Raw genomic sequence first — 19,776 nt, forward strand, 5'->3', positions numbered from 1 at the left:
TACGAGTGGAGTATTGTTTATACCAATCACAGTAAGTAAGTGTTCAGAAATAGCGTAGGGAAAAAGCTTGAGAACAAGGCAGCTATTTTCGACAAGCAGCTTCGATAAGTAGTTATTCTACAATCAAAAATTCTAACATAGTTATCGAGTTTTTTAACAAGCTAGGATGACCAGTTATTTACTACGATTGGTACTATGAGGACATTTATGAAACAGAGCCATTTCTTTGCCCATCTCGCACGCATGAAGCTAATTCAACGCTGGCCCCTGATGCGATCTGTCTCAAGCGAGAACATTTCAGAACATAGCCTACAGGTTGCTTTCGTGGCACACGCTTTGGCGCTGATCAAAAACAAGAAGTTTGATGGTCAGCTTAACCCCGAGCACATTGCTCTGCTTGGCATGTACCACGATACCAGTGAGGTACTGACGGGTGATTTGCCAACGCCAGTTAAATACTACAACCCGGACATTGCACAAGAGTATAAGAAGATAGAAGCCGCAGCAGAACAAAGACTGCTTTCGATGTTGCCAGAAGAGTTCCGAGACGACTTCGCCCCCTTCTTAATATCTGGTACTGCGAGTAAAGAAGAGCAAAGCATCGTCAAGCAGGCAGATACTATCTGTGCTTACTTGAAATGCTTGGAAGAGCTCAGTGCGGGCAATCATGAATACGAGCAAGCCAAGCGCCGATTGGAAGAAACACTCGAACAACGCAAAAGCCCAGAAATGGACTACTTTCTCACCACATTTGCGCCGAGCTTTGAATTATCACTAGACGAGATAAGCTAGCTGGGTATAAGTTGTTTTTAATTAGCTAAATAAAATCAATTCGATAGGTGCTATTTTGAATTCTCAACTCGAACCACCCTTTGTACTCGAACAAGAATGGCAGCATCGAAATGACGATGAACATAAAATAAGACGTGATGACCACCGCAGCCCGTATCAGCGTGACCGTGCGCGCGTGCTTCACTCTGCTGCTTTCCGTCGCTTACAAGCGAAAACCCAGATCCATGGCACCACGGTCAACGACTTTCACCGAACGCGCCTTACCCACTCTCTTGAGGCCGCTCAGCTTGGCACCGGTATCGTCGCTCAACTGAAGAAAAAGCAGCCCGAATTTCGAGACCTATTACCCTCAGACAGTTTGATTGATTCACTGTGTTTGGCTCACGACATCGGTCATCCACCCTATGGACATGGCGGCGAAGTTGCACTCAACTACATGATGCGCGACCACGGCGGCTTTGAGGGCAACGCTCAAACGTTTCGCATAGTCACACAGCTAGAACCTTACACTGAACATCACGGGATGAACCTATCTCGACGCACTTTGTTAGGTCTAATTAAGTACCCTTCTCTGCTGAGTGAGGTTCAAGCTAAATTGCAGTCTGAACCCGTTAAGCATCAACGACAACTCCGAGCTAAAGATTGGATGCCAGCAAAAGGCATCTACGATCATGATGAAGAGTTGTTTAACTGGGTGCTTGAACCGCTTTCAAGCAGCGACCAACAGCTCCTAAAACAGAAAAGAAAAACGCATACCGAGCCACTTGAGCACAACAAGACCAAATATAAGTCACTGGATTGTTCGATCATGGAACTTGCTGACGACATCGCGTATGGCGTGCACGATTTAGAAGATGCGATTGTGCTTGGCTCTGTGACCAAAGCTCAGTGGGTCGAATCGGCTTACCCTCAACTGAAAGAGATGGCCGACCCATGGATTTGTGAACACCTAGATTCAATTACAGAGATGCTTTTCTCTGGTGAACAGTATCGTCGAAAGGATGCGATTGGTGGGATAGTCAACGCACTGTTGACCAGTATCTCGATTAAGCGAGTGGAGGCTAACTTTGAGAATGTACTGTTGGCTTACAATGCGGTGCTCGAGCCGAGCATGGACGGCACACTCGATAAGCTGAAACACTTTGTCAGCGAGTTCGTTATTCAAGTGCCACAGGTTCAGGTCATCGAATACAAAGGTCAACAGATCATCATGGATATGTTTGAAGCATTCAGCGCAGATCCTGAACGCTTGCTGCCACTGCCCATCAAGAAGCAATGGCTACAACATCAAGATGAGTCTCGAAAAATGCGCGTGATAGCCGATTACATTTCATCGATGACTGATGATCTTGCGCAGAAAATGCATCAGCAATTGTTCTCAGCTCATACCGAGTTTTAATTCCTGACTCACTTTACTAAAACGGCTTAATCTAAGTAGTTTTTCTCAAACACGCCCGGCGGCATTTGATTGATTTGAAACTGAATCATTTGGTCAAATGCCGTTAGCAAAGGGCTAAAGTCGCCATCACGCTCTAACAAGCTAAGTAAATGATAGCCAGCTTCAACGGTTGAAAGGCTATTTTCACTGGGTGCTTTGCGAATTCGGTAATTACCCTTGAGATCTTTCGGTAAATGAACCGTGTTCAACGCATGCAAGTTACTCGATACTTGCCACATCTTGAATGCTTTCTTCCACGTGCCATCCAATAAAATCACACGCAGCTTCTTATTGGGAGATGTCGCCGACTCAACTGAAACAGAGTTTTCGCTTGGGTATAAAATCACATGTTGATACTGTTCATCGCACAACAATGCGTTGAGTTGTTCGTTGTCTGAAAAGTCTTCGCCAACAAACGTCACGCTGTTATTAAGAGATAACGAGAGAATACGCGCTGTTCCCATCGGACGATGCTCTTCTGATGGGTGCTGAAGAATGATAAGCTCAACATTCGATTCGAGTGGTGTAACCCACTGACAAATACAAGCTTTCAAAGCCTTGCTGCATTGGGGGCAATAACGAGACATGGATTTAATGTGTACCCTGTTTTAATTTTCATTTCACTTTTATGCGTCTTATTCCAATTTGAGCCAATACAAGCTTGGGTCGTTTGGGATAGCAATGCGATTGCCGATGGGCAATGGTGGCGAATCCTAACAGGAAACTTTTCACATACCAACTACTCGCATCTTCTGATGAATCTAGCAGGCTTGTGGATCATCAGCTACCTGTTTCAACCGAGTAAAAAACAGCTTGTTGTTGCTTTGCTTGTGATCAGTTTAGTGACTGGCGTCGCTCTGTTGTTTTCAAGTATTCAGATCTACGTTGGCCTATCGGGCACTTTGCATGGGTTGTTTGGCTTATTCGCGCTCAGAGAGGCTTTAAACGGCAGGAAGTCTAGTTGGCTGTTAGTATTCGGATTAGTCGCTAAAATCGCTTGGGAGCAGCTTATTGGCCCTTCTAGCACGACTGGTGAACTGATTAATGCTCGTATCGCGATTGAAGCCCACCTAGCAGGTGCATTGGCCGGAGGCTTCATATCTATCGCTTCATTTCTAACAAGTAGAAAAACGGGTCAAAGTTGAATTCTTTCGCGGTTCTTTTCAACCGTCGCTTCACCTATCCCTTTGACACTCACCAAATCATCAGCAGTAGTAAATGCCCCGTTCTGATCTCTGTAATCGACGATTTCTTTGGCTTTCTTGTCACCCACGCCAACCAATAGTGCTGAAAGTTCTTCTGCCGTCGCGGTATTGATGTTGACCGTAATCTCAATGCCTTCGTAAAGCTCAGCCTTGGTTGGGCTGTCTGCAAACACGGCAGGGCTTAAGAGCATCAGAAATGAAAGAATTAGTGTTGAATATATCGTGCGCATAAATAGTTCCTTTGTTCAAAAAACGTAACTTATGCATTTGCCGCGCTAGATAACACAATCACCAGATAAAAATAAAGCGGATCACCTAAGTGACCCGCTTCGTTATACATCTTATTTTCATCAGCTTGTTTGTTGGCTCACAAATCTGAATTAAAGCCTAACAATCACGTGTTGATTTCAGTAGTAAGCTCTAACTTGAGCTTGCTACTGAGGTAATCAAACGCTTACTGACCTTGACCCACTACGTAGTATTCAACGTCTGCGTTTTTACGAAGTACGTTTAATACGTTAGTCAGGTCTTGCTGGTTACCAACTCGCTCCAACTGTGCACCAATTTGAGTGCTGTAGGCTGGGTTGATCTCAGCCGTTACTTTAGAAAGCTCAACAACAACGATATTACCGTCTTGGTCTTTAGATTGACCGAACACAGCTTGACCTGCTTCTGGTTTCGCTAGAGCGAATACAGATGCCGCTAATGGCGAGTTACGGTCAATCGTTTCAAGTTCAGTGAACTCAAGGTTGTTGTCCGCTAGTACTGCTTCATTGCCTTGCTCAAGTTCGTTCACTAGAGAAACACCTAGCTCAACCGCTTGCTGCTCTGCTTGTACAGCAGACAGTGCAGCGACAACTTGATCTTTCACTTCAGCTAGAGGAAGAACTGTCTCATCACGAGTCTCTTCTACACGAACAACAATTACGTGCTCAGGTGCAACTTCGATAACTTCCGAGTTTAGACCGTCTTCTTTCACTTCAGGGCTCAAGATAGCTTGCATAACTGCAGGCGTCATCAGAACTTCTGGAGCGTCAACTTGAGAGATGAAATCTGTCGTTGTGATCTTCGCGTTGATAGCTTCTGCAGAATCATCTAGAGAATCTGGGAATTCAAACGCTACTTTTTCTAGCTCAGTTTGTTGCTCGTAGAACTGATCAACTGCGTGTTGGTCTAGAAGCTCTGTCTTAATCTCTGCCGCTACTTCAGTGTAAGGCTGAGCTTGAGACGCTTTTAGTTCGTCTAGCTTGATGATGTGGTAGCCGAAATCAGATTTAACTAGGCCAGTAGTATCGCCAATATTCTCAAGAGCGAAAGCCGCGTCTTCGAATGCAGGGTCCATAACATCGCGCTCAATCCAACCTAGGTCACCGCCAAGGTCTGCACTACCGAAGTCGTCAGATTTCTCTTCCGCTAGCGTAGCAAAATCAGCGCCTGCATTTAGCTCGTCTAGGATTGCCTGAGCTTTCGCTTCGTCATCGCCTTGAACTAGGATGTGGCTAACTTTACGTTGCTCTTCCGTTGAGTACTTGTCTAGGTGCTCTTGGTAGTATTTCTGTGCTTCTTCATCGCTTACTTCAAGCTGAGACTTAAGCGCTTCAGCAGAAAGCTCAATGTAAGATACCTTAGCTTGCTCTGGACGAGTGTAAGCTGCTGGGTTCTCTTGGTAGTACTGTTCGATTTGCTCGTCAGTTAACTCGATGTCTTTTGCAAGGTCAGCAACAGACAGTGTCACTGTGCGAATGTCACGAGTTTGTGCGATAAGCTTGCTCTGAGTATCGATTTCGCCCTGAAGAACGAATTCACTGCCTTGAAGTGCAGTCACAAGCTGGTTGCGCATAAGGTCACGACGCATGTATTCAGCGAAGCTCTCTGCGCTGAAACCTGCACGACGTAGTGCCGATTGGTAAACTTCTTGGTCGAATTGACCCGCCGTTTGGAACTGAGGCATTTCTAGAATCATGGTGCGGATTTGAGAATCACTGATTCGTAGGCCTAGAGACTCAGCTTGCTGCTCAAGCAGTACGTCATTGATCATGCGATCAAGTACTGATTTACGGAAAGACTCTACGTAAGCAGGGTCTGCAAGCATTTGCGCGAAGTAATCGCCAAGTTGAGACTGCATACGATTACGTTCGTTTTGGTAAGCCTGTTCGAACTCACCACGAGCAATTTCTGTGTTGCCAACTTTAGCTGCTGCGTTGTTACCGCCACCGGTGATGTAGCTGCCTACACCTGCGAATACGAATGACAGGATAATCAACCCAAGGATAATTTTTACCGCGATGCTATTCACGCCTTCGCGTAATCGATCCATCATAATTTAAGTGCTCTCCGGATATGAAGCATTGGCTTCAAAATAAAAATCTATTCACGCGATATTATCAGAAAAAGAAATGCGCATCAGTAGGATGCGCATAATTTAAATAAGTTCAATGTGCTTTGTACACATACTGTTTAAGAATGAAACATCATTTTTCAAACAGTAAACGCATTTTACTGCCTTCCCCTCTTAAATGGAGGTTTCAGCAGTGAAAATTAGTTACATGCGTCTTTAAGTGCTTTACCCGCTTTGAAGCCAGGTACTTTAGCTTCTGCGATTTGGATCTCTTCACCAGTTTTTGGGTTACGACCTGTACGAGCAGCACGAGTACGAACACTGAAAGTACCAAAGCCAACAAGTGCAACTTGGTCACCAGATTGTAGCGTTGTGCCAACTGCTTCGATGAATGCGTCTAGAGCGCGGCCAGCTGAAGCTTTAGAGATGTCTGCGTTTTCTGCGATTGATTCTACTAGTTGTGTTTTATTCACTGTTTTTCCCCTATGTGTCATCTGTGACTACTTCTGATGACTGTACGTTCCATTTTGGTTTTAATTTAGCCGCAAGCCTTATTGCAAAAGGGCTGCCGCTTTGATCAATAACTTAGCGTCCAAAAAAAACGCTGACAAGCCTTTTCGGGCCTATCAGCGTAATTCTTTACTTATTTTTGCTATGCATCACTATTTTTTCACGTCAAACTCGACCCCTGACGGATCTCGTTCTAGCGCGACTTTGAGTACTTCATCAATCCACTGAACCGGGATCACCTTCAAGTCAGCGATTACGTTGTCTGGAATCTCTTCCAAATCACGCTCATTGTCTTTAGGGATCAGTACAGTTTTGATGCCGCCACGGTGTGCAGCAAGCAGTTTTTCTTTCAAGCCACCGATAGGTAAAACTTCACCACGAAGGGTAATTTCACCTGTCATACCGACCTCTGCTTTAACCGGGTTACCCGTCAAGCTAGAGACAAGTGCAGTACACATTGCGATACCCGCACTCGGGCCATCTTTCGGTGTAGCACCTTCTGGTACGTGAACGTGAATGTCACGTTTTTCGTAGAAATCTGAGTTGATACCCAGTTTTTCAGCACGAGAACGAACCACTGTCATTGCCGCTTGAATCGACTCTTTCATCACGTCGCCAAGTGAGCCAGTTTGCGTTAGCTTACCTTTGCCCGGCATTGCTTCGGTCTCGATAGTCAGTAGATCACCACCCACTTGAGTCCACGCTAGGCCTGTTACTTGACCGATACGGTTGCTTTCATCCGCTTTACCGAAGTCGTGGCGTTGAACACCTAAGTACTCTTTCAGGTTATCAATGTTAACCGTTACAGACTTAAGATCGCTGTCTAGCAAGATGTTCTTCACTGCTTTACGACAGATCTTTGAGATTTCACGCTCTAGGCTACGTACACCCGCTTCACGCGTGTAGTAACGAATGATGCCGATGATTGCAGAGTCTTCAATCTCAATTTCATGAGGCTTAAGACCGTTGCGTTGAACTTGCTTGTCCAGTAAATGGCTCTTAGCAATGTTCAGCTTCTCATCTTCTGTGTAACCAGATAGACGAATCACTTCCATACGGTCCAGTAGAGGCCCAGGAATGTCCATCGAGTTCGATGTTGCCACGAACATAACATCTGACAGATCGTAATCTACTTCTAGGTAGTGATCGTTAAATGCGTTGTTTTGTTCTGGATCTAGAACTTCTAGAAGTGCTGAAGATGGGTCGCCACGCATATCAGAAGACATCTTATCGATCTCATCTAATAGGAACAGTGGGTTCTTAACACCAACTTTAGACATCTTCTGGATCAGTTTACCCGGAAGTGAACCGATGTACGTACGACGGTGACCACGAATCTCAGCTTCATCACGAACGCCACCAAGTGCCATACGCGTGTACTTACGACCCGTTGCCGCAGCAATCGAACGACCTAGCGAGGTTTTACCTACACCAGGAGGACCAACAAGACAAAGGATTGGGCCTTTTAGCTTGTTGATACGGTTTTGTACTGCCAAGTATTCAAGAATACGTTCTTTAACACGCTCTAAGCCGTAGTGGTCTTCGTTTAAGATCTCTTCCGCTTTCGCTAGATTCTTTTTCACTTTTGAACGCTTAGCCCAAGGAACGCCCACCATCCAATCAATGTAGCTACGTACTACTGTTGCTTCAGCAGACATTGGCGACATCATTTTCAGTTTTTGCAGTTCTTGCTCGGTTTTTTCACGAGCTTCTTGAGGCATCTTAGAGTCTTCGATCTTCTTCTTCAGAGTCTCGAATTCATCAGGAGCGTCGTCCATCTCGCCAAGTTCTTTCTGAATCGCTTTCATTTGCTCATTCAGGTAGTACTCACGCTGAGATTTTTCCATTTGCTTCTTAACGCGGCCACGAATGCGTTTTTCAACTTGCAAGATGTCAATTTCTGACTCCATTTGGCCCATCAAGAATTCCAGACGTTCAGTCACATCTAAGATTTCTAGAACGTGCTGCTTGTCTACCAGTTTAAGTGGCATGTGTGCAGCAATCGTATCAGCAAGGCGAGCTGCCTCATCAATACCGTTCAGAGATGTTAGAACTTCTGGTGGAATCTTTTTGTTCAGCTTAATAAAGCCTTCGAATTGATTGATCGCGCTGCGAACAACCACTTCTTGTTCTTTTTCGTCAAGTTCTGAGGTTACAACGTATTCTGCGTCCGCTAAGAAAAACTCACTTTCTTTGAATTGGTGAATTTTTGCACGCTGCTGACCTTCGACAAGCACTTTAACAGTACCATCAGGGAGCTTTAGTAACTGAAGAATGGTAGCGACAGTACCTACTTTAAATAGGTCGTCAATTGAAGGCTCATCAGTGTCCGCTTCTTTCTGCGCTACAAGTAGTACTTGTTTGTTAGCTTCCATTGCCGATTCAAGGCAAGTAATCGATTTTTCACGACCAACAAACAATGGAATAACCATGTGTGGGTAAACCACTACATCACGTAGAGGTAGCACGGGGATTTCGATACGCTCGGAACGTTCCAAGTTCATATATTTCTCTCTTCCGCTTTAACTTATAAAGCAGTATATGGGGCTTAAACGACTGGATTCAATGGAAGAATAAAAAAAAGGAGGTAATTGCTTACCTCCTTTTTCAATTTGAGTGACTTGTCTAAAAAAGACCTACTCTGCAACAGCTGCTTGGTTATCTGAGTTGCTGTAAATTAATAGTGGTTCTGACTCACCATTAATTACCGACTCATCAATCACAACCTTGCTTACATCAGTTGAAGATGGCAGTTCGTACATAGTTTCTAGTAGAACACCCTCCAAGATAGAGCGTAGACCACGAGCACCCGTTTTACGGTTCATTGCTTTCTTAGCAATGGCACGTAAAGCGTCTTCACGGAATTCTAGCTCTGTATCCTCAAGCTCAAATAATGCAGCGTATTGTTTTGTCAGTGCATTCTTTGGCTCACAAAGGATTTGGATTAGCGCTTCTTCATCAAGCTCTGTCAGTGTTGTTGTAACAGGTAGACGACCAATGAATTCAGGAATTAGACCATACTTCACTAGATCTTCAGGTTCTACTTGAGTGAACAATTCACCGATAGTTTTGGTTTCATCTTTTGAACGCACTTCTGCGCCAAAGCCGATACCTGAACCTGTTTCTACACGCTGTTCAATCACTTTATCTAGGCCTGCAAACGCACCACCACAGATAAATAAGATCTTAGACGTGTCCACTTGCAAGAACTCTTGCTGTGGATGCTTACGACCACCTTGAGGTGGAACTGAAGCTACTGTACCTTCAACAAGTTTTAGTAGAGCTTGCTGTACACCTTCACCAGACACGTCACGCGTGATTGATGGGTTTTCAGCTTTACGAGAAATCTTGTCGATTTCATCGATGTAAACAATGCCGCGTTCCGCTTTCGCTACGTCGTAATCACATTTCTGAAGCAACTTCTGGATGATGTTTTCAACATCTTCGCCCACGTAACCCGCTTCGGTTAGTGTTGTTGCGTCTGCCATTGTGAAAGGAACGTCTAGGAAACGAGCCAATGTTTCAGCCAGTAGTGTTTTACCACTACCAGTAGGACCGATAAGAAGAATGTTACTCTTACCTAGCTCTACGCCTTCAGCTGTCGTATCACCATTACGTAAACGCTTGTAGTGGTTATAAACTGCAACTGCTAGCACTTTCTTCGCGTATTCTTGACCGATTACATAGTCGTCAAGATGCTCACGAATCTCACGCGGCGTTGGCAGCGATTCCGATTCTTTCTTAGGAAGAACATCTTTAATTTCTTCACGAATAATGTCGTTACAAAGATCGACACATTCATCACAAATGTAAACAGAAGGACCTGCGATTAACTTGCGAACTTCGTGTTGGCTTTTGCCACAGAAAGAGCAGTAAAGCAGTTTACCGCTACCACCCTCTTTGCTTTTATCTGTCATTCGCTAACCTCTTAGCCTTAACTCTCTATGCTTGAGTGTATATCAATTTGAATCACTTTGCGTTAAACAATTGCCCTGCAATTATTGACCGCGGTGATTAAGAACTGAATCCACCAAGCCGTATTCTACTGCTTGATCAGCAGACATGAAGTTATCACGATCTGTATCGCGCTCAACAACTTCTAGAGGCTGACCTGTGTGCTCTGCCAATAGTTTGTTTAGCTTTTGTTTGATCGTTAGGATCTCTTGCGCGTGAATTTGAATATCAGACGCTTGGCCTTGGAAACCGCCAAGTGGCTGGTGAATCATTACACGTGAGTTTGGAAGCACGTGACGCTTACCAGGAGTACCACCCGCTAGTAAGAATGCACCCATAGAGCAAGCTTGACCCATACATACTGTGCTCACGTTTGGCTTGATGAACTGCATTGTGTCGTAGATAGACATGCCTGCTGTTACGCTACCGCCAGGTGAGTTGATGTAAAGATAGATATCTTTGTCTGGGTTTTCTGATTCCAAGAAAAGCAGTTGAGCCACGACAAGATTTGCCATGTGGTCTTCCACTTGACCTGTTAAGAAAATGATACGTTCTTTTAATAGACGAGAATAAATATCGTAAGAACGTTCACCACGGGAAGTCTGTTCAACCACCATAGGAACTAGTGCGTCCATAATCGATGGCATTGTATTTTTTTCTTGGTAGCTCATATTCTTATGTCCCTAAAATAAATGGCCCGAATGATTAAATCATACGGACCATTGTTAGCAGAATTGTTGACCGTACGTCAACCTTCTACGTCAGATATTACTATATTAAGCAGGTTGCTGATTCATTAGCTCGTTGAAGCTAACTTCTTTATCAGAAACTTGAGCTTTAGCGATGATTGCATCAATAGCTTGCTCTTCTAGAGCAACATTGCGCATGTTGTTCATCATTTGCTCGTTTTGCTCGTAGTAAGCAATAACTTCTGTTGGATCTTCGTATGCTGTAGCCATCTCTTCGATGATAGCTTTAACTTTCTCGTCGTCAGCTTTTAGCTCTTCAGTCTTGATTACTTCACCAAGTAGAAGACCTACAACTACGCGACGTTTAGCTTGCTCTTCGAACAGCTCACGTGGAAGTTGGTCAGCAGCTTCAGTGTTGCCACCGAAACGTTGAGCAGCTTGTTGACGTAGAACACCGATCTCTTGATCGATTAGAGCAGAAGGTACGTCGATGTTGTTTTCGTTAACTAGACCGTCGATAGCTTGCTCTTTGATGCGGTTCTTAACAGCTTGCTTAAGCTCACGCTCCATGTTCTTACGAACTTCAGCTTTAAGACCTTCAACGCCGTCAGTTGCGCCGAACTTAGCAACGAATTCTTCGTTTAGTTCTGGAAGTTCACGAGCTTCAACTTTGTTTACTTTGATTGCAAACTTAGCTGCTTTACCTTTTAGGTTTTCAGCGTGGTAATCTTCTGGGAAGTTTACGTCGATTTCGAATTCCATACCTGCTGTTTTACCAACGATACCGTCTTCAAAACCAGGGATCATGCGACCAGCGCCCATCTCTAGTGGGAAGTTCTCAGCTTTACCGCCTTCAAACTCTTCACCGTCGATAGAACCAACGAAGTCGATAGTTGCACGAGAACCAGCGTCAGCAGCAGCTTCAACTTCAGTCCAAGTTGCTTGTTGCTTACGTAGAGTTTCGATCATCTCTTCAACGTCAGCTTCTTTAACTTCTACTGCTGGTTTCTCAACAGTGATGTTTTCTAGACCTTTCAGCTCAACTTCTGGGTAAACTTCAAAAGTTGCGTTGAATACTAGGTCAGCGCCTTCGTTGTTTTCAACTGGTGCGAAAGTAGGTGCGCCAGCTGGGTTGATTTTCTCTTTAACGATCGCTTCGATGAAGTGACGTTGCATTACTTCGCCCATCACGTCTTGACGTACTGCTTTGCCGTACATTTTAGCAACCATCTTCATTGGCACTTTGCCTTTACGGAAACCATCGAAACGACGGTTTTTCGCGATGTTGCGTAGTTCAGCTGTAACTGCATCTTCGATGTTAGCAGCAGGAACAGTAATATTAAGACGGCGCTCTAGGCCTTCTAGCGTTTCAACAGTAACTTGCATTATATAAACCTCAAAACTGGCTCAGTAATCTGAGCATATGAGCCGTAACTTAGCTTTAATTCAAAAGCAGACGTTGTTGGCTGCATCCTTGTGTAGTGCTCTATCCGAACACCTAATTTAAAATCGAGCATTGATGTCTGAATTGATTATTCAACCAAACACCAGACTAATCAGCGATATCTTCGTTCTTCACACGTCGATTAAAACGCAATAAAGCTTGTTTTCAGAAACAAGAAAGGTATCTCCGATTAGCCTCAGGACAGAAATTTTAGACGCGACATTCTAGCGATCTGTTTAATCTCTGTCGAGCCGTTCACCTCTGCATGATGATGAATGCTCTAAATTCGTCCAACTAAGTGATACAAAAACGATCAAATCATCACTTAGCACAACAGAAATGGGGACAATAGCGACTTTTTCAAGGGAATCGAGGGCTTTTTTTGCTAAAAACCTTAAAAAGAGATCTTGCTCTTGTTTTACCCCTCAGAGTCGATAACTTTTTCAACAATCCCCGTTACAAACCCTTAACCTACATCCATCTGTTCACTCTCTGCTTTCAGCAAAAACTACCGCTATTTGCTACCATAAACGAGAGAAGACAGGCTTGATTGTTTACCAAAGAAATCAGCGGAGAGCCTTCATGTTTCAAGCTTTTAAAATCCCAATACTGTTAATGGTCACATACAGTTTACTGATGGTGTTTGGCGGTCATTGGGTGTGGAGCACGAGCCATGAAAGTTTGTTAAATGATCATCAATCTAAGCTGGACCGCTTTTCTGTTCATATTTCAAGCCAATTGGATAAGTTCGCGCACATTCCCGAGCTGCTTTCAAAAGACAAAGAGCTGGTCGATGCCCTGCACTCTCCAAGTAACTCTGCGCAAATCGAACTCACTAATCGTTATCTAGAGCACGTAAACTCGGTGATTCAAGCATCCGACACCTACCTACTAGACAGTATCGGCACCACCATTGCAGCCAGTAACTGGAATCAACCGCGTTCTTTTATTCGTCGTAACTTTGCTTTCCGCCCCTACTTTCAAGAAGCGATTATTGGCAATGAAAATCAATATTTTGCGCTAGGTTCAACCTCTGGAAAGCGAGGCTATTATTATTCTTACCCCGTCTCCTATGCCGCCGAGATTATTGGCGTCATTGTCGTAAAGATGGATTTATCGCTGATTGAAGCAAGTTGGAAAGGCAAACAGAGTTTTTTTGTTGCTGACGATAAAGATCAAATTGTATTTATGTCGAGTAACCCTGAGTGGCTGTTCAAAAGCCTTCAGCCGCTAAGCGAAGTACAACACACTCGAATTCAAGAAAGCAGGCAGTATCTCGATACAAAAATAGAAAGCCTGCACTTCTCCGGCGATTTAGACAGTGCCACCAGTCGTATTGAGTCGCCACACAAACTCGTCCAAGAGCAGTTCTTTAGTTCTTCGCGTTTCCTAGCCGAACCAAGACTCACCATACGGGTATTTTCTCCAACCCACTTAGTTTGGTGGGACTTGGTTGCTTACCTTGTGGTTTTGAGCCTAATCTTTGCGATTATTTATCTAACAATGCAGCTCAACCACCATAGACAACAAAGACGAGCACAGATAGACAGGCTGCAATCCGAAGCCAAGCAAAAACTCGAATTTCAAGTGCTTGCACGTACATCGGAGTTACATGTTGAGATCAAACACCGTATCGAAACCGAGCATGTTCTGAGGCAAACCCAAGACGATCTCATCCAAGCCGCCAAACTAGCAGTGCTAGGGCAGATGTCAGCGAGCATCAGTCACGAACTGAATAACCCGCTTGCCGCGATTCGCAGTTATGCCGACAACGGCCGATTGTTTCTTGCCAAAGAAAAAACCGATCGTGTCGATGACAATCTATCGCGAATCTCGGCACTCACTGATCGTATGGCGAAAATCAGCCACCAGCTTCGCTCGTTCGCCAAAAAATCTACTGCGGAAGAGCTACACACCTTACAAATACTCCCAGTTTTACATTCATCGAAAGAGCTGATGAAGCCACAACTCAAGAGCGAGCAAGTTAAGGTCAACGAACTCCCTGAGACCTTTGATGCTTGCGTGCTCGCCAACGCCATTCAACTGGAACAGGTGATCATTAACCTGCTGACCAACGCGATTCAGGCGGTGGAACAACAAGATGACAAACAATTAGCTATTCTGTTAGAGATTAGAGAGTCCGACCATCAACAGGCCAATACCTTGTTGATTCATGTCGATGATAACGGCCCCGGCTTCACCTCCCCTTCTAGCGGAAACTTTTTTGAACCCTTCCATACCACCAAGAAAAACGGACTTGGACTTGGGCTATCGATTTCTCAACAAATAATCAACGGAATAAATGGCAAGCTCGTTACCGGTAGTAGCCCTCAAGGCGGTGCTCGAATCAGCATAGAGTTGCCCCTTGTTGGACATGAACAGCAAACAAAAACTCAGCAATAACCAGAATACAAAGAAGTAAAGGAATCACTATGTGTCACGTCTATTTCATTGATGATGAATCCGATCTAAGAATGGCGATTGAACAGAGCTTCGAGCTCGCCGACATTGATGCCGAATTCTTTCCCGATGCGGAGTCTGCTCTGCTCGCGATTCAAGAAAACGGCTTACCTCACGTGATCATCACTGATATCTGTCTACCAGGTCTATCCGGGCATGATCTGCTCAACACCGTGATGCACAAAGACAAAGAGATCCCCGTGATCATGATTACTGGTCACGGCGATATTTCAATGGCCGTTCAAGCCATCCAATACGGCGCCTATGACTTCATTGAAAAACCTTTCGCTAATGAACGCCTAATCGAAACCACTAAGCGAGCGATAGAAAAACGTCAGCTCACACTAGAGAACCTTGAGTTAAAACGTTCACTCAAAGCCAGCCAAGCGCTCGGCCCTAGAATCATTGGTGATACGCAATCCATGACTGAGCTGCGCTCCATCATCACCCATATTGCCGACACCAATGCCGATATATTATTGTTTGGCGAGACAGGTACAGGTAAAGAGTTAGTAGCACGTTCTCTGCATGAACAAAGCAGCCGTCGAGAGCAAAACTTTGTCGCGGTCAACTGTGGTGCTGTTCCTGAAAACCTGATTGAGAGTGAACTGTATGGCCATGAAAAAGGGGCATTCACGGGCGCAGAAAGCAAGCGAGTGGGTAAATTCGAGTTTGCTCAAGGCGGAACTCTATTCTTAGATGAAGTTGAATCCATGCCGATGCAGGCACAAATTCGCCTATTACGCGTCTTACAAGAACGCGTTATTGAGCGAGTTGGTTCAAACGGTTTAGTGCCACTAGATATTCGAGTGATAGCAGCAACCAAAGTCGACCTAAAGAAAGCCGCTGAAGAAGGCTCTTTCCGCCAAGATCTCTATTATCGACTCAATGTTGTGACCTTAGATTTACCGCCGTTAAGAAGCCGACAAGAAGATATCCCAGCACTCTTCCACCACTTCTTACTGGTCGCTGCGGCGCGTTATGGCAAGACTGCCCCTGCCCTTCCACAAAAGGAGCTGCACGCACTTTTGGCTCATGATTGGCCGGGAAATGTTCGAGAATTACGTAATACTGCAGAGCGTTTTGTACTTTTAGGTAAGCTTTCTCACTTATCAGACAGCGCCACTGAAACTACTCAAGAACTGTCTTTGGCAGAATTGGTATCTGACTTTGAAAAAAACACGTTGAAGCAGGCACTTATTGAATGCAATGGCAGTATAAAAGAGACCATGGAGAGGCTGCAATTACCGAGGAAAACCCTCTACGATAAGATGCAAAAGCACCAGCTAACGAAAGAATCTTATAAGGTAGAACCAAACTAAATTAGATTTGGGAGCAAGATCACCTATACTTATTTCGACAACAGGATGTTATGCAATAAATATAATAAGGAAGTGGTTATGGGTGAGAAAACAAAAGTGCCATCGATTACAGATACTTTCGAGATAGATGGTATTTTTTATGCTGACAATCATGTCGATCTACACACGCCAGAATTAGAGGCAAAACGCGCTTTGTATGAGCAGATAAAGCCTCATTCAAATCGTGGCAGAAATATAGATGAGGAGGTCTAGCGACCTCCTCATTTTTTATGGATTAAATTCCATGTCAGTGAATGACTCAAATAGCTACTTGGTTATGATCTCTGGTCCCATCAAGGTGGTTGGTAACCATGTTGATACCCAAGGTACGTAAGTGACGATAATCAGGAATAAGAACATCACCCCAACCCACGGCAATGCGGCTTTTACCACGTTCATCATCGACATCTTCGCGACCCCGGCGGTCACAAACAAATTGAGCCCAACAGGCGGCGTTATCATCCCTATCTCCATGTTCACCACCATCATGATACCTAGGTGAATTGGGTCGATACCGAGCGCAATTGCAATTGGGAATACCAAAGGAGCAACGATGATCAGCAAGCCTGATGGCTCCATGAACTGCCCACCAATCAAGAGTAAAACGTTTACTACAATCAAAAAGGTGATCGGACCCAAGCCCGCAGATAGCATAGACTCAGTGATCATTTGAGGAATGCGTTCTTCGGTCAGTACATGCTTAAGAATCAGAGCATTGGCAATGATAAACAGCAGCATGATCGTCAGCTTGCCTGCATCGTAAAGTGTGTCTTTGGTGTCTTTATGGAAAAACGTTTGGAACACCTTAACCAAAGCAGGCTTTGTATTGTTCTTGTCAGCGAAAGGCCCCATATCTTTATAGATAAAGTTGGCAATGAAGAAGGCATACACCGCAGCCACTGCCGCCGCTTCTGTCGGAGTAAAGATGCCGCCGTAAATACCACCTAAAATGATGACAATCAGCAGCAAGCCCCAGCTCGCATCTTTCGCAGCTGCGAACATCTCGCCCCAGCCCACAAATGGCTGTGCCGGAATCTTCTTAATACGTGCTGCGATGTAGATAGCAATCATCAACATCACACCCGCCAGCAAACCAGGAATAACGCCACCTAAGAACATACGACCTACCGATACATCGGTCGCAGCCGCGTAAACCACCATCACGATGGACGGCGGAATCAAGATACCCAAAGTACCCGCGTTACAGATAACCCCTGCCGCGAACTCTTTTGAGTAACCGTTTTTGATCATACCTGCGATAACGATACTACCGATCGCCACTACCGTTGCAGGAGATGAACCAGAAAGGGCTGCGAACATCATACATGCCACAACCGACGCCATCGCCAAGCCGCCGCGGAACCAACCTACCATCGCGATAGCAAAACGGATAATACGTTTCGCCACGCCACCAGTAGACATGAAGCTAGAGGCCAAAATAAAGAAAGGAATCGCTAAGAGTGTGTAGTGGCCTGCAAATGCATTAAACAGCGTTTGTGCGACTGAAGCTAATGACGCATCTGAGTGCATCAATAAGAATATTACGCTCGATAAACCGAGGGAAATTGCAATTGGTACACCGACCAACATGAAAGCAATTACCATTAAAAATAGAAATAACATTGCCATGATTAGTCTTCCTTACCGTTAGATTTTGTACTCGACTCATTCGCTTTGTTCTGCGGAGTCGAATTCAATACCGCTGTCGCATCTTCGTCAGAGCCCGCTAGCACGTCTGCTTTCAACGCATCCAGCTCTTCTTCGGCTTCGTGTCCTGCAATCATGCGGTCAAGCTTGCCTGTTACGACTTGGTAAGCAACTTGAGCAAAACGGAACGTCAGCATTGCCATGCCAATCGGCAGCGCCATATAAGGAATAAAACGTGGTAGTTTCTCGTATCGCTCGCCTTCATTCAGCCAGTCAGCAAGAAACTGAAGCATCTCTGGCATTGGAATATCGTCGGTCTCGTACCATGCGCGATCGGTCGCGAATGGGTACCAATAATTCCAAGAGCCGATAAGCAGTAAGATTGAAAATGCTAGGCAGCTTGTCACGGCGATTAGCGCATACACTTTGCGTAGCTTTTCTGGGGCAAGGTTGATGATCACATCAACACCAATGTGGAAGTGTTTTTTAACGCCATAAGATGCGCCCACTAACACCATCCAAGCAAACATGAACACCGTCAGTTCCAGTGCCCATAAGATGTTGTCATTGAATGCGTATCGAAATACCACATTGGCAAAAGTAAGTAGCGTCATTGCGCCAAGGAAAAATGCGATTAATGACTCTTCAATCACATCCGTAACTCTTCCGACTTTGGAAAAAAGAGAGGTTTCCAGTGCTGATTCGCTAGAATTTGGTTGTTCCATTTGAGGCTTTTCCATAATTGACTCCGCTTATAATTGTTTTAATAAGGAGTGACGAATACTCGCCACTCCCTTAGCGGTGTTATTGGTTTGAAGCTAACGCTGCATCGATAAGGTCTGAACCGATGTCTTTTTCAAACTTCTTCCATACTGGTTGAAGCGCAGTTACCCATGCTTCACGCTGTTCAGGCGTAAGCGTACGAACCTCACCACCCGCTTCGATGATGTTATTTTTGTTCGCTAGGTTAACTTTTGAAGATTCTGCGTTACGAGTCTCAGACACTTCTTGAACGATTGTGCCAAGTTGCGTACGTACATCTTCAGGTAGGTCTTTCCAGAAGTCGTTCGACGTTACTACCAAGTAATCCAAGATACCGTGGTTAGTTTCTGTCACGCCGTCTTGTACTTCAAAGAACTTCTTACCGTAGATGTTTGACCATGTGTTCTCTTGGCCATCGATAACCTTAGTTTGTAGGCCACCGTATACTTCTTTGAAAGACATCTTCTGTGGGTTAGCACCCAGTTGTTCAAACTGAGCCACCAATACATCCGATGCTTGAACACGGAATTTCAAACCTTTTGCATCTTCAGGGCTGATAAGAGGTTTGTTCGCCGACATCTGTTTCATGCCATTGTGCCAAAACGCAAGACCTTGCAGGCCACGACGCTTCATCGCGTTCTTCAGCTTTTCACCAGATTCTGAGTTTTGGAAACGGTCAACGGCTTCTACGTCTTCAAATAGGAAAGGAAGGTCAAAAATGCGGTATTTCTTAGTGAACTTCTCAAATTTTGACAGCGATGGCGCCGCCATTTGAACATCACCATTTAACAGGGCTTCCAGTACCTTATTATCATCGTAAAGTGTTGAGTTAGGGAAAACTTGCATACAAGCTTTTCCATTCATTTCTGTGTTTACTCGCTCTTCCAGTAAAGAAGCGGCGATGCCTTTCGGGTGCTTATCGGTATTGGTTACATGACTGAATTTAATCACGATTTCACCAGGGTCACAGTTTGCAGCAGCATTAAAACTTGTGAGCGCCAGAGCAGATACAGACAGCAGGGTAAGAGGCTTAAACATTATTATTCTCCTTAGTAAACAAAGCAGCCCTTCAATGGGAACTGCGTGCTTTCACTAAGGCAATTAGCGCGCCATATTGACACAATTCATTAACAAGCCTTTAACCGCAAGGCTTCATCAGATCTGCCTGCAGTTGTC

17 protein-coding genes and 1 pseudogene are annotated in these 19,776 nt (G+C 44.8%); 6 read left to right on the top strand and 12 right to left on the bottom strand.

Translation table 11 applies throughout. The features are described from left to right. Positions 1-207 precede the first annotated feature (207 nt). Entirely contained in the window at positions 208-792 is a 585-nt protein-coding gene (gene yfbR, locus AB6F11_RS08745) for a 5'-deoxynucleotidase (protein WP_017060613.1), read from the top strand. 55 nt (positions 793-847) lie between these two features. Beyond that, positions 848-2,191 (top strand): anti-phage deoxyguanosine triphosphatase, encoded by a 1,344-nt coding sequence (locus AB6F11_RS08750; RefSeq protein WP_017060614.1) that lies wholly within the window; start codon positions 848-850, stop codon positions 2,189-2,191. A gap of 26 nt (positions 2,192-2,217) precedes the next feature. On the opposite strand, the gene AB6F11_RS08755 is transcribed toward AB6F11_RS08750, so the two are convergent. After that, positions 2,218-2,817 (bottom strand): tRNA-uridine aminocarboxypropyltransferase, encoded by a 600-nt coding sequence (locus AB6F11_RS08755; protein WP_017060615.1) that lies wholly within the window; start codon positions 2,815-2,817, stop codon positions 2,218-2,220. Positions 2,818-2,826: 9 nt separating this feature from the next. Between AB6F11_RS08755 and rrtA the strand changes: the two genes are divergently transcribed. Then, positions 2,827-3,375 (top strand): rhombosortase, encoded by a 549-nt coding sequence (gene rrtA / locus AB6F11_RS08760; protein ID WP_017060616.1) that lies wholly within the window; start codon positions 2,827-2,829, stop codon positions 3,373-3,375. On the opposite strand, the gene AB6F11_RS08765 is transcribed toward rrtA, so the two are convergent. The 8 genes and pseudogenes from AB6F11_RS08765 to AB6F11_RS08800 form a co-directional block, all read right to left on the bottom strand. Continuing rightward, positions 3,366-3,665 carry a helix-hairpin-helix domain-containing protein gene (locus AB6F11_RS08765; protein ID WP_017060617.1) on the bottom strand — a complete coding sequence of 100 codons (300 nt, stop codon included), beginning with the start codon at positions 3,663-3,665 and terminating at the stop codon, positions 3,366-3,368. The two genes, rrtA and AB6F11_RS08765, sit on opposite strands and share 10 nt — an antisense overlap. A gap of 224 nt (positions 3,666-3,889) precedes the next feature. Then, positions 3,890-5,755, bottom strand: coding sequence for a peptidylprolyl isomerase (gene ppiD, locus AB6F11_RS08770; protein WP_102393525.1), 1,866 nt, complete (start codon positions 5,753-5,755; stop codon positions 3,890-3,892). A 218-nt stretch (positions 5,756-5,973) separates the two neighbouring features. Next, entirely contained in the window at positions 5,974-6,267 is a 294-nt protein-coding gene (locus AB6F11_RS08775) for an HU family DNA-binding protein (protein WP_012604504.1), read from the bottom strand. 168 nt (positions 6,268-6,435) lie between these two features. Then, positions 6,436-8,787 carry an endopeptidase La gene (gene lon / locus AB6F11_RS08780; RefSeq protein WP_017060619.1) on the bottom strand — a complete coding sequence of 784 codons (2,352 nt, stop codon included), beginning with the start codon at positions 8,785-8,787 and terminating at the stop codon, positions 6,436-6,438. A gap of 132 nt (positions 8,788-8,919) precedes the next feature. Next, positions 8,920-10,200 carry an ATP-dependent protease ATP-binding subunit ClpX gene (gene clpX / locus AB6F11_RS08785; protein ID WP_009847283.1) on the bottom strand — a complete coding sequence of 427 codons (1,281 nt, stop codon included), beginning with the start codon at positions 10,198-10,200 and terminating at the stop codon, positions 8,920-8,922. Between the two features lie 81 nt (positions 10,201-10,281). Next, positions 10,282-10,908: an ATP-dependent Clp endopeptidase proteolytic subunit ClpP gene (gene clpP / locus AB6F11_RS08790; protein WP_004736080.1), complete on the bottom strand. Its 627-nt coding sequence runs from the start codon at positions 10,906-10,908 to the stop codon at positions 10,282-10,284. A 105-nt stretch (positions 10,909-11,013) separates the two neighbouring features. Then, positions 11,014-12,312, bottom strand: a complete 1,299-nt coding sequence (tig, locus tag AB6F11_RS08795) for a trigger factor (RefSeq protein ID WP_017060621.1) — start codon at positions 12,310-12,312, stop codon at positions 11,014-11,016. A 294-nt stretch (positions 12,313-12,606) separates the two neighbouring features. Further along, positions 12,607-12,789 (bottom strand): annotated as a pseudogene (locus AB6F11_RS08800) (hypothetical protein); the annotation flags it as partial. Positions 12,790-12,952: 163 nt separating this feature from the next. Here AB6F11_RS08800 and AB6F11_RS08805 point away from each other — a divergent pair. The 3 genes from AB6F11_RS08805 (at position 12,953) to AB6F11_RS08815 (ending at position 16,404) form a co-directional block, all read left to right on the top strand. Then, positions 12,953-14,773 carry an ATP-binding protein gene (locus AB6F11_RS08805; RefSeq protein WP_102393526.1) on the top strand — a complete coding sequence of 607 codons (1,821 nt, stop codon included), beginning with the start codon at positions 12,953-12,955 and terminating at the stop codon, positions 14,771-14,773. Positions 14,774-14,802: 29 nt separating this feature from the next. After that, complete coding sequence (locus AB6F11_RS08810; protein ID WP_102393527.1) at positions 14,803-16,152, top strand: sigma-54 dependent transcriptional regulator; 1,350 nt, start codon at positions 14,803-14,805, stop codon at positions 16,150-16,152. A 78-nt stretch (positions 16,153-16,230) separates the two neighbouring features. Further along, positions 16,231-16,404, top strand: coding sequence for a hypothetical protein (locus AB6F11_RS08815; protein ID WP_017060624.1), 174 nt, complete (start codon positions 16,231-16,233; stop codon positions 16,402-16,404). 54 nt (positions 16,405-16,458) lie between these two features. On the opposite strand, the gene AB6F11_RS08820 is transcribed toward AB6F11_RS08815, so the two are convergent. The 3 genes from AB6F11_RS08820 to AB6F11_RS08830 form a co-directional block, all read right to left on the bottom strand. Then, positions 16,459-17,820 carry a TRAP transporter large permease gene (locus tag AB6F11_RS08820; RefSeq protein WP_017060625.1) on the bottom strand — a complete coding sequence of 454 codons (1,362 nt, stop codon included), beginning with the start codon at positions 17,818-17,820 and terminating at the stop codon, positions 16,459-16,461. 2 nt (positions 17,821-17,822) lie between these two features. Continuing rightward, positions 17,823-18,578: a TRAP transporter small permease gene (locus AB6F11_RS08825; RefSeq protein WP_048607896.1), complete on the bottom strand. Its 756-nt coding sequence runs from the start codon at positions 18,576-18,578 to the stop codon at positions 17,823-17,825. A gap of 64 nt (positions 18,579-18,642) precedes the next feature. Next, the gene (locus AB6F11_RS08830) at positions 18,643-19,638 is read right to left on the bottom strand and encodes a TRAP transporter substrate-binding protein (RefSeq protein ID WP_017071719.1); all 996 of its coding nucleotides are present in this window, start codon (positions 19,636-19,638) and stop codon (positions 18,643-18,645) included. Positions 19,639-19,776: the final 138 nt, after the last annotated feature.

The organism is Vibrio sp. 10N.247.311.14, from assembly GCF_041467715.1.
GTDB lineage: Bacteria > Pseudomonadota > Gammaproteobacteria > Enterobacterales > Vibrionaceae > Vibrio > Vibrio crassostreae_C.

Bases quoted from the DNA above. Each gene is read 5' to 3' on its own strand.
- AB6F11_RS08830 (WP_017071719.1), bottom strand. From the start codon at position 19,638: ATGTTTAAGCCTCTTACCCTGCTGTCTGTATCTGCTCTGGCGCTCACA.
- clpX (WP_009847283.1), bottom strand. From the start codon at position 10,200: ATGACAGATAAAAGCAAAGAGGGTGGTAGCGGTAAACTGCTTTACTGC.
- AB6F11_RS08765 (WP_017060617.1), bottom strand. From the start codon at position 3,665: ATGCGCACGATATATTCAACACTAATTCTTTCATTTCTGATGCTCTTA.
- yfbR (WP_017060613.1), top strand. From the start codon at position 208: ATGAAACAGAGCCATTTCTTTGCCCATCTCGCACGCATGAAGCTAATT.
- lon (WP_017060619.1), bottom strand. From the start codon at position 8,787: ATGAACTTGGAACGTTCCGAGCGTATCGAAATCCCCGTGCTACCTCTA.
- AB6F11_RS08825 (WP_048607896.1), bottom strand. From the start codon at position 18,578: ATGGAAAAGCCTCAAATGGAACAACCAAATTCTAGCGAATCAGCACTG.
- tig (WP_017060621.1), bottom strand. From the start codon at position 12,312: ATGCAAGTTACTGTTGAAACGCTAGAAGGCCTAGAGCGCCGTCTTAAT.
- ppiD (WP_102393525.1), bottom strand. From the start codon at position 5,755: ATGATGGATCGATTACGCGAAGGCGTGAATAGCATCGCGGTAAAAATT.
- clpP (WP_004736080.1), bottom strand. From the start codon at position 10,908: ATGAGCTACCAAGAAAAAAATACAATGCCATCGATTATGGACGCACTA.
- AB6F11_RS08805 (WP_102393526.1), top strand. From the start codon at position 12,953: ATGTTTCAAGCTTTTAAAATCCCAATACTGTTAATGGTCACATACAGT.
- AB6F11_RS08815 (WP_017060624.1), top strand. From the start codon at position 16,231: ATGGGTGAGAAAACAAAAGTGCCATCGATTACAGATACTTTCGAGATA.
- AB6F11_RS08755 (WP_017060615.1), bottom strand. From the start codon at position 2,817: ATGTCTCGTTATTGCCCCCAATGCAGCAAGGCTTTGAAAGCTTGTATT.
- AB6F11_RS08810 (WP_102393527.1), top strand. From the start codon at position 14,803: ATGTGTCACGTCTATTTCATTGATGATGAATCCGATCTAAGAATGGCG.
- AB6F11_RS08820 (WP_017060625.1), bottom strand. From the start codon at position 17,820: ATGGCAATGTTATTTCTATTTTTAATGGTAATTGCTTTCATGTTGGTC.
- AB6F11_RS08775 (WP_012604504.1), bottom strand. From the start codon at position 6,267: ATGACACATAGGGGAAAAACAGTGAATAAAACACAACTAGTAGAATCA.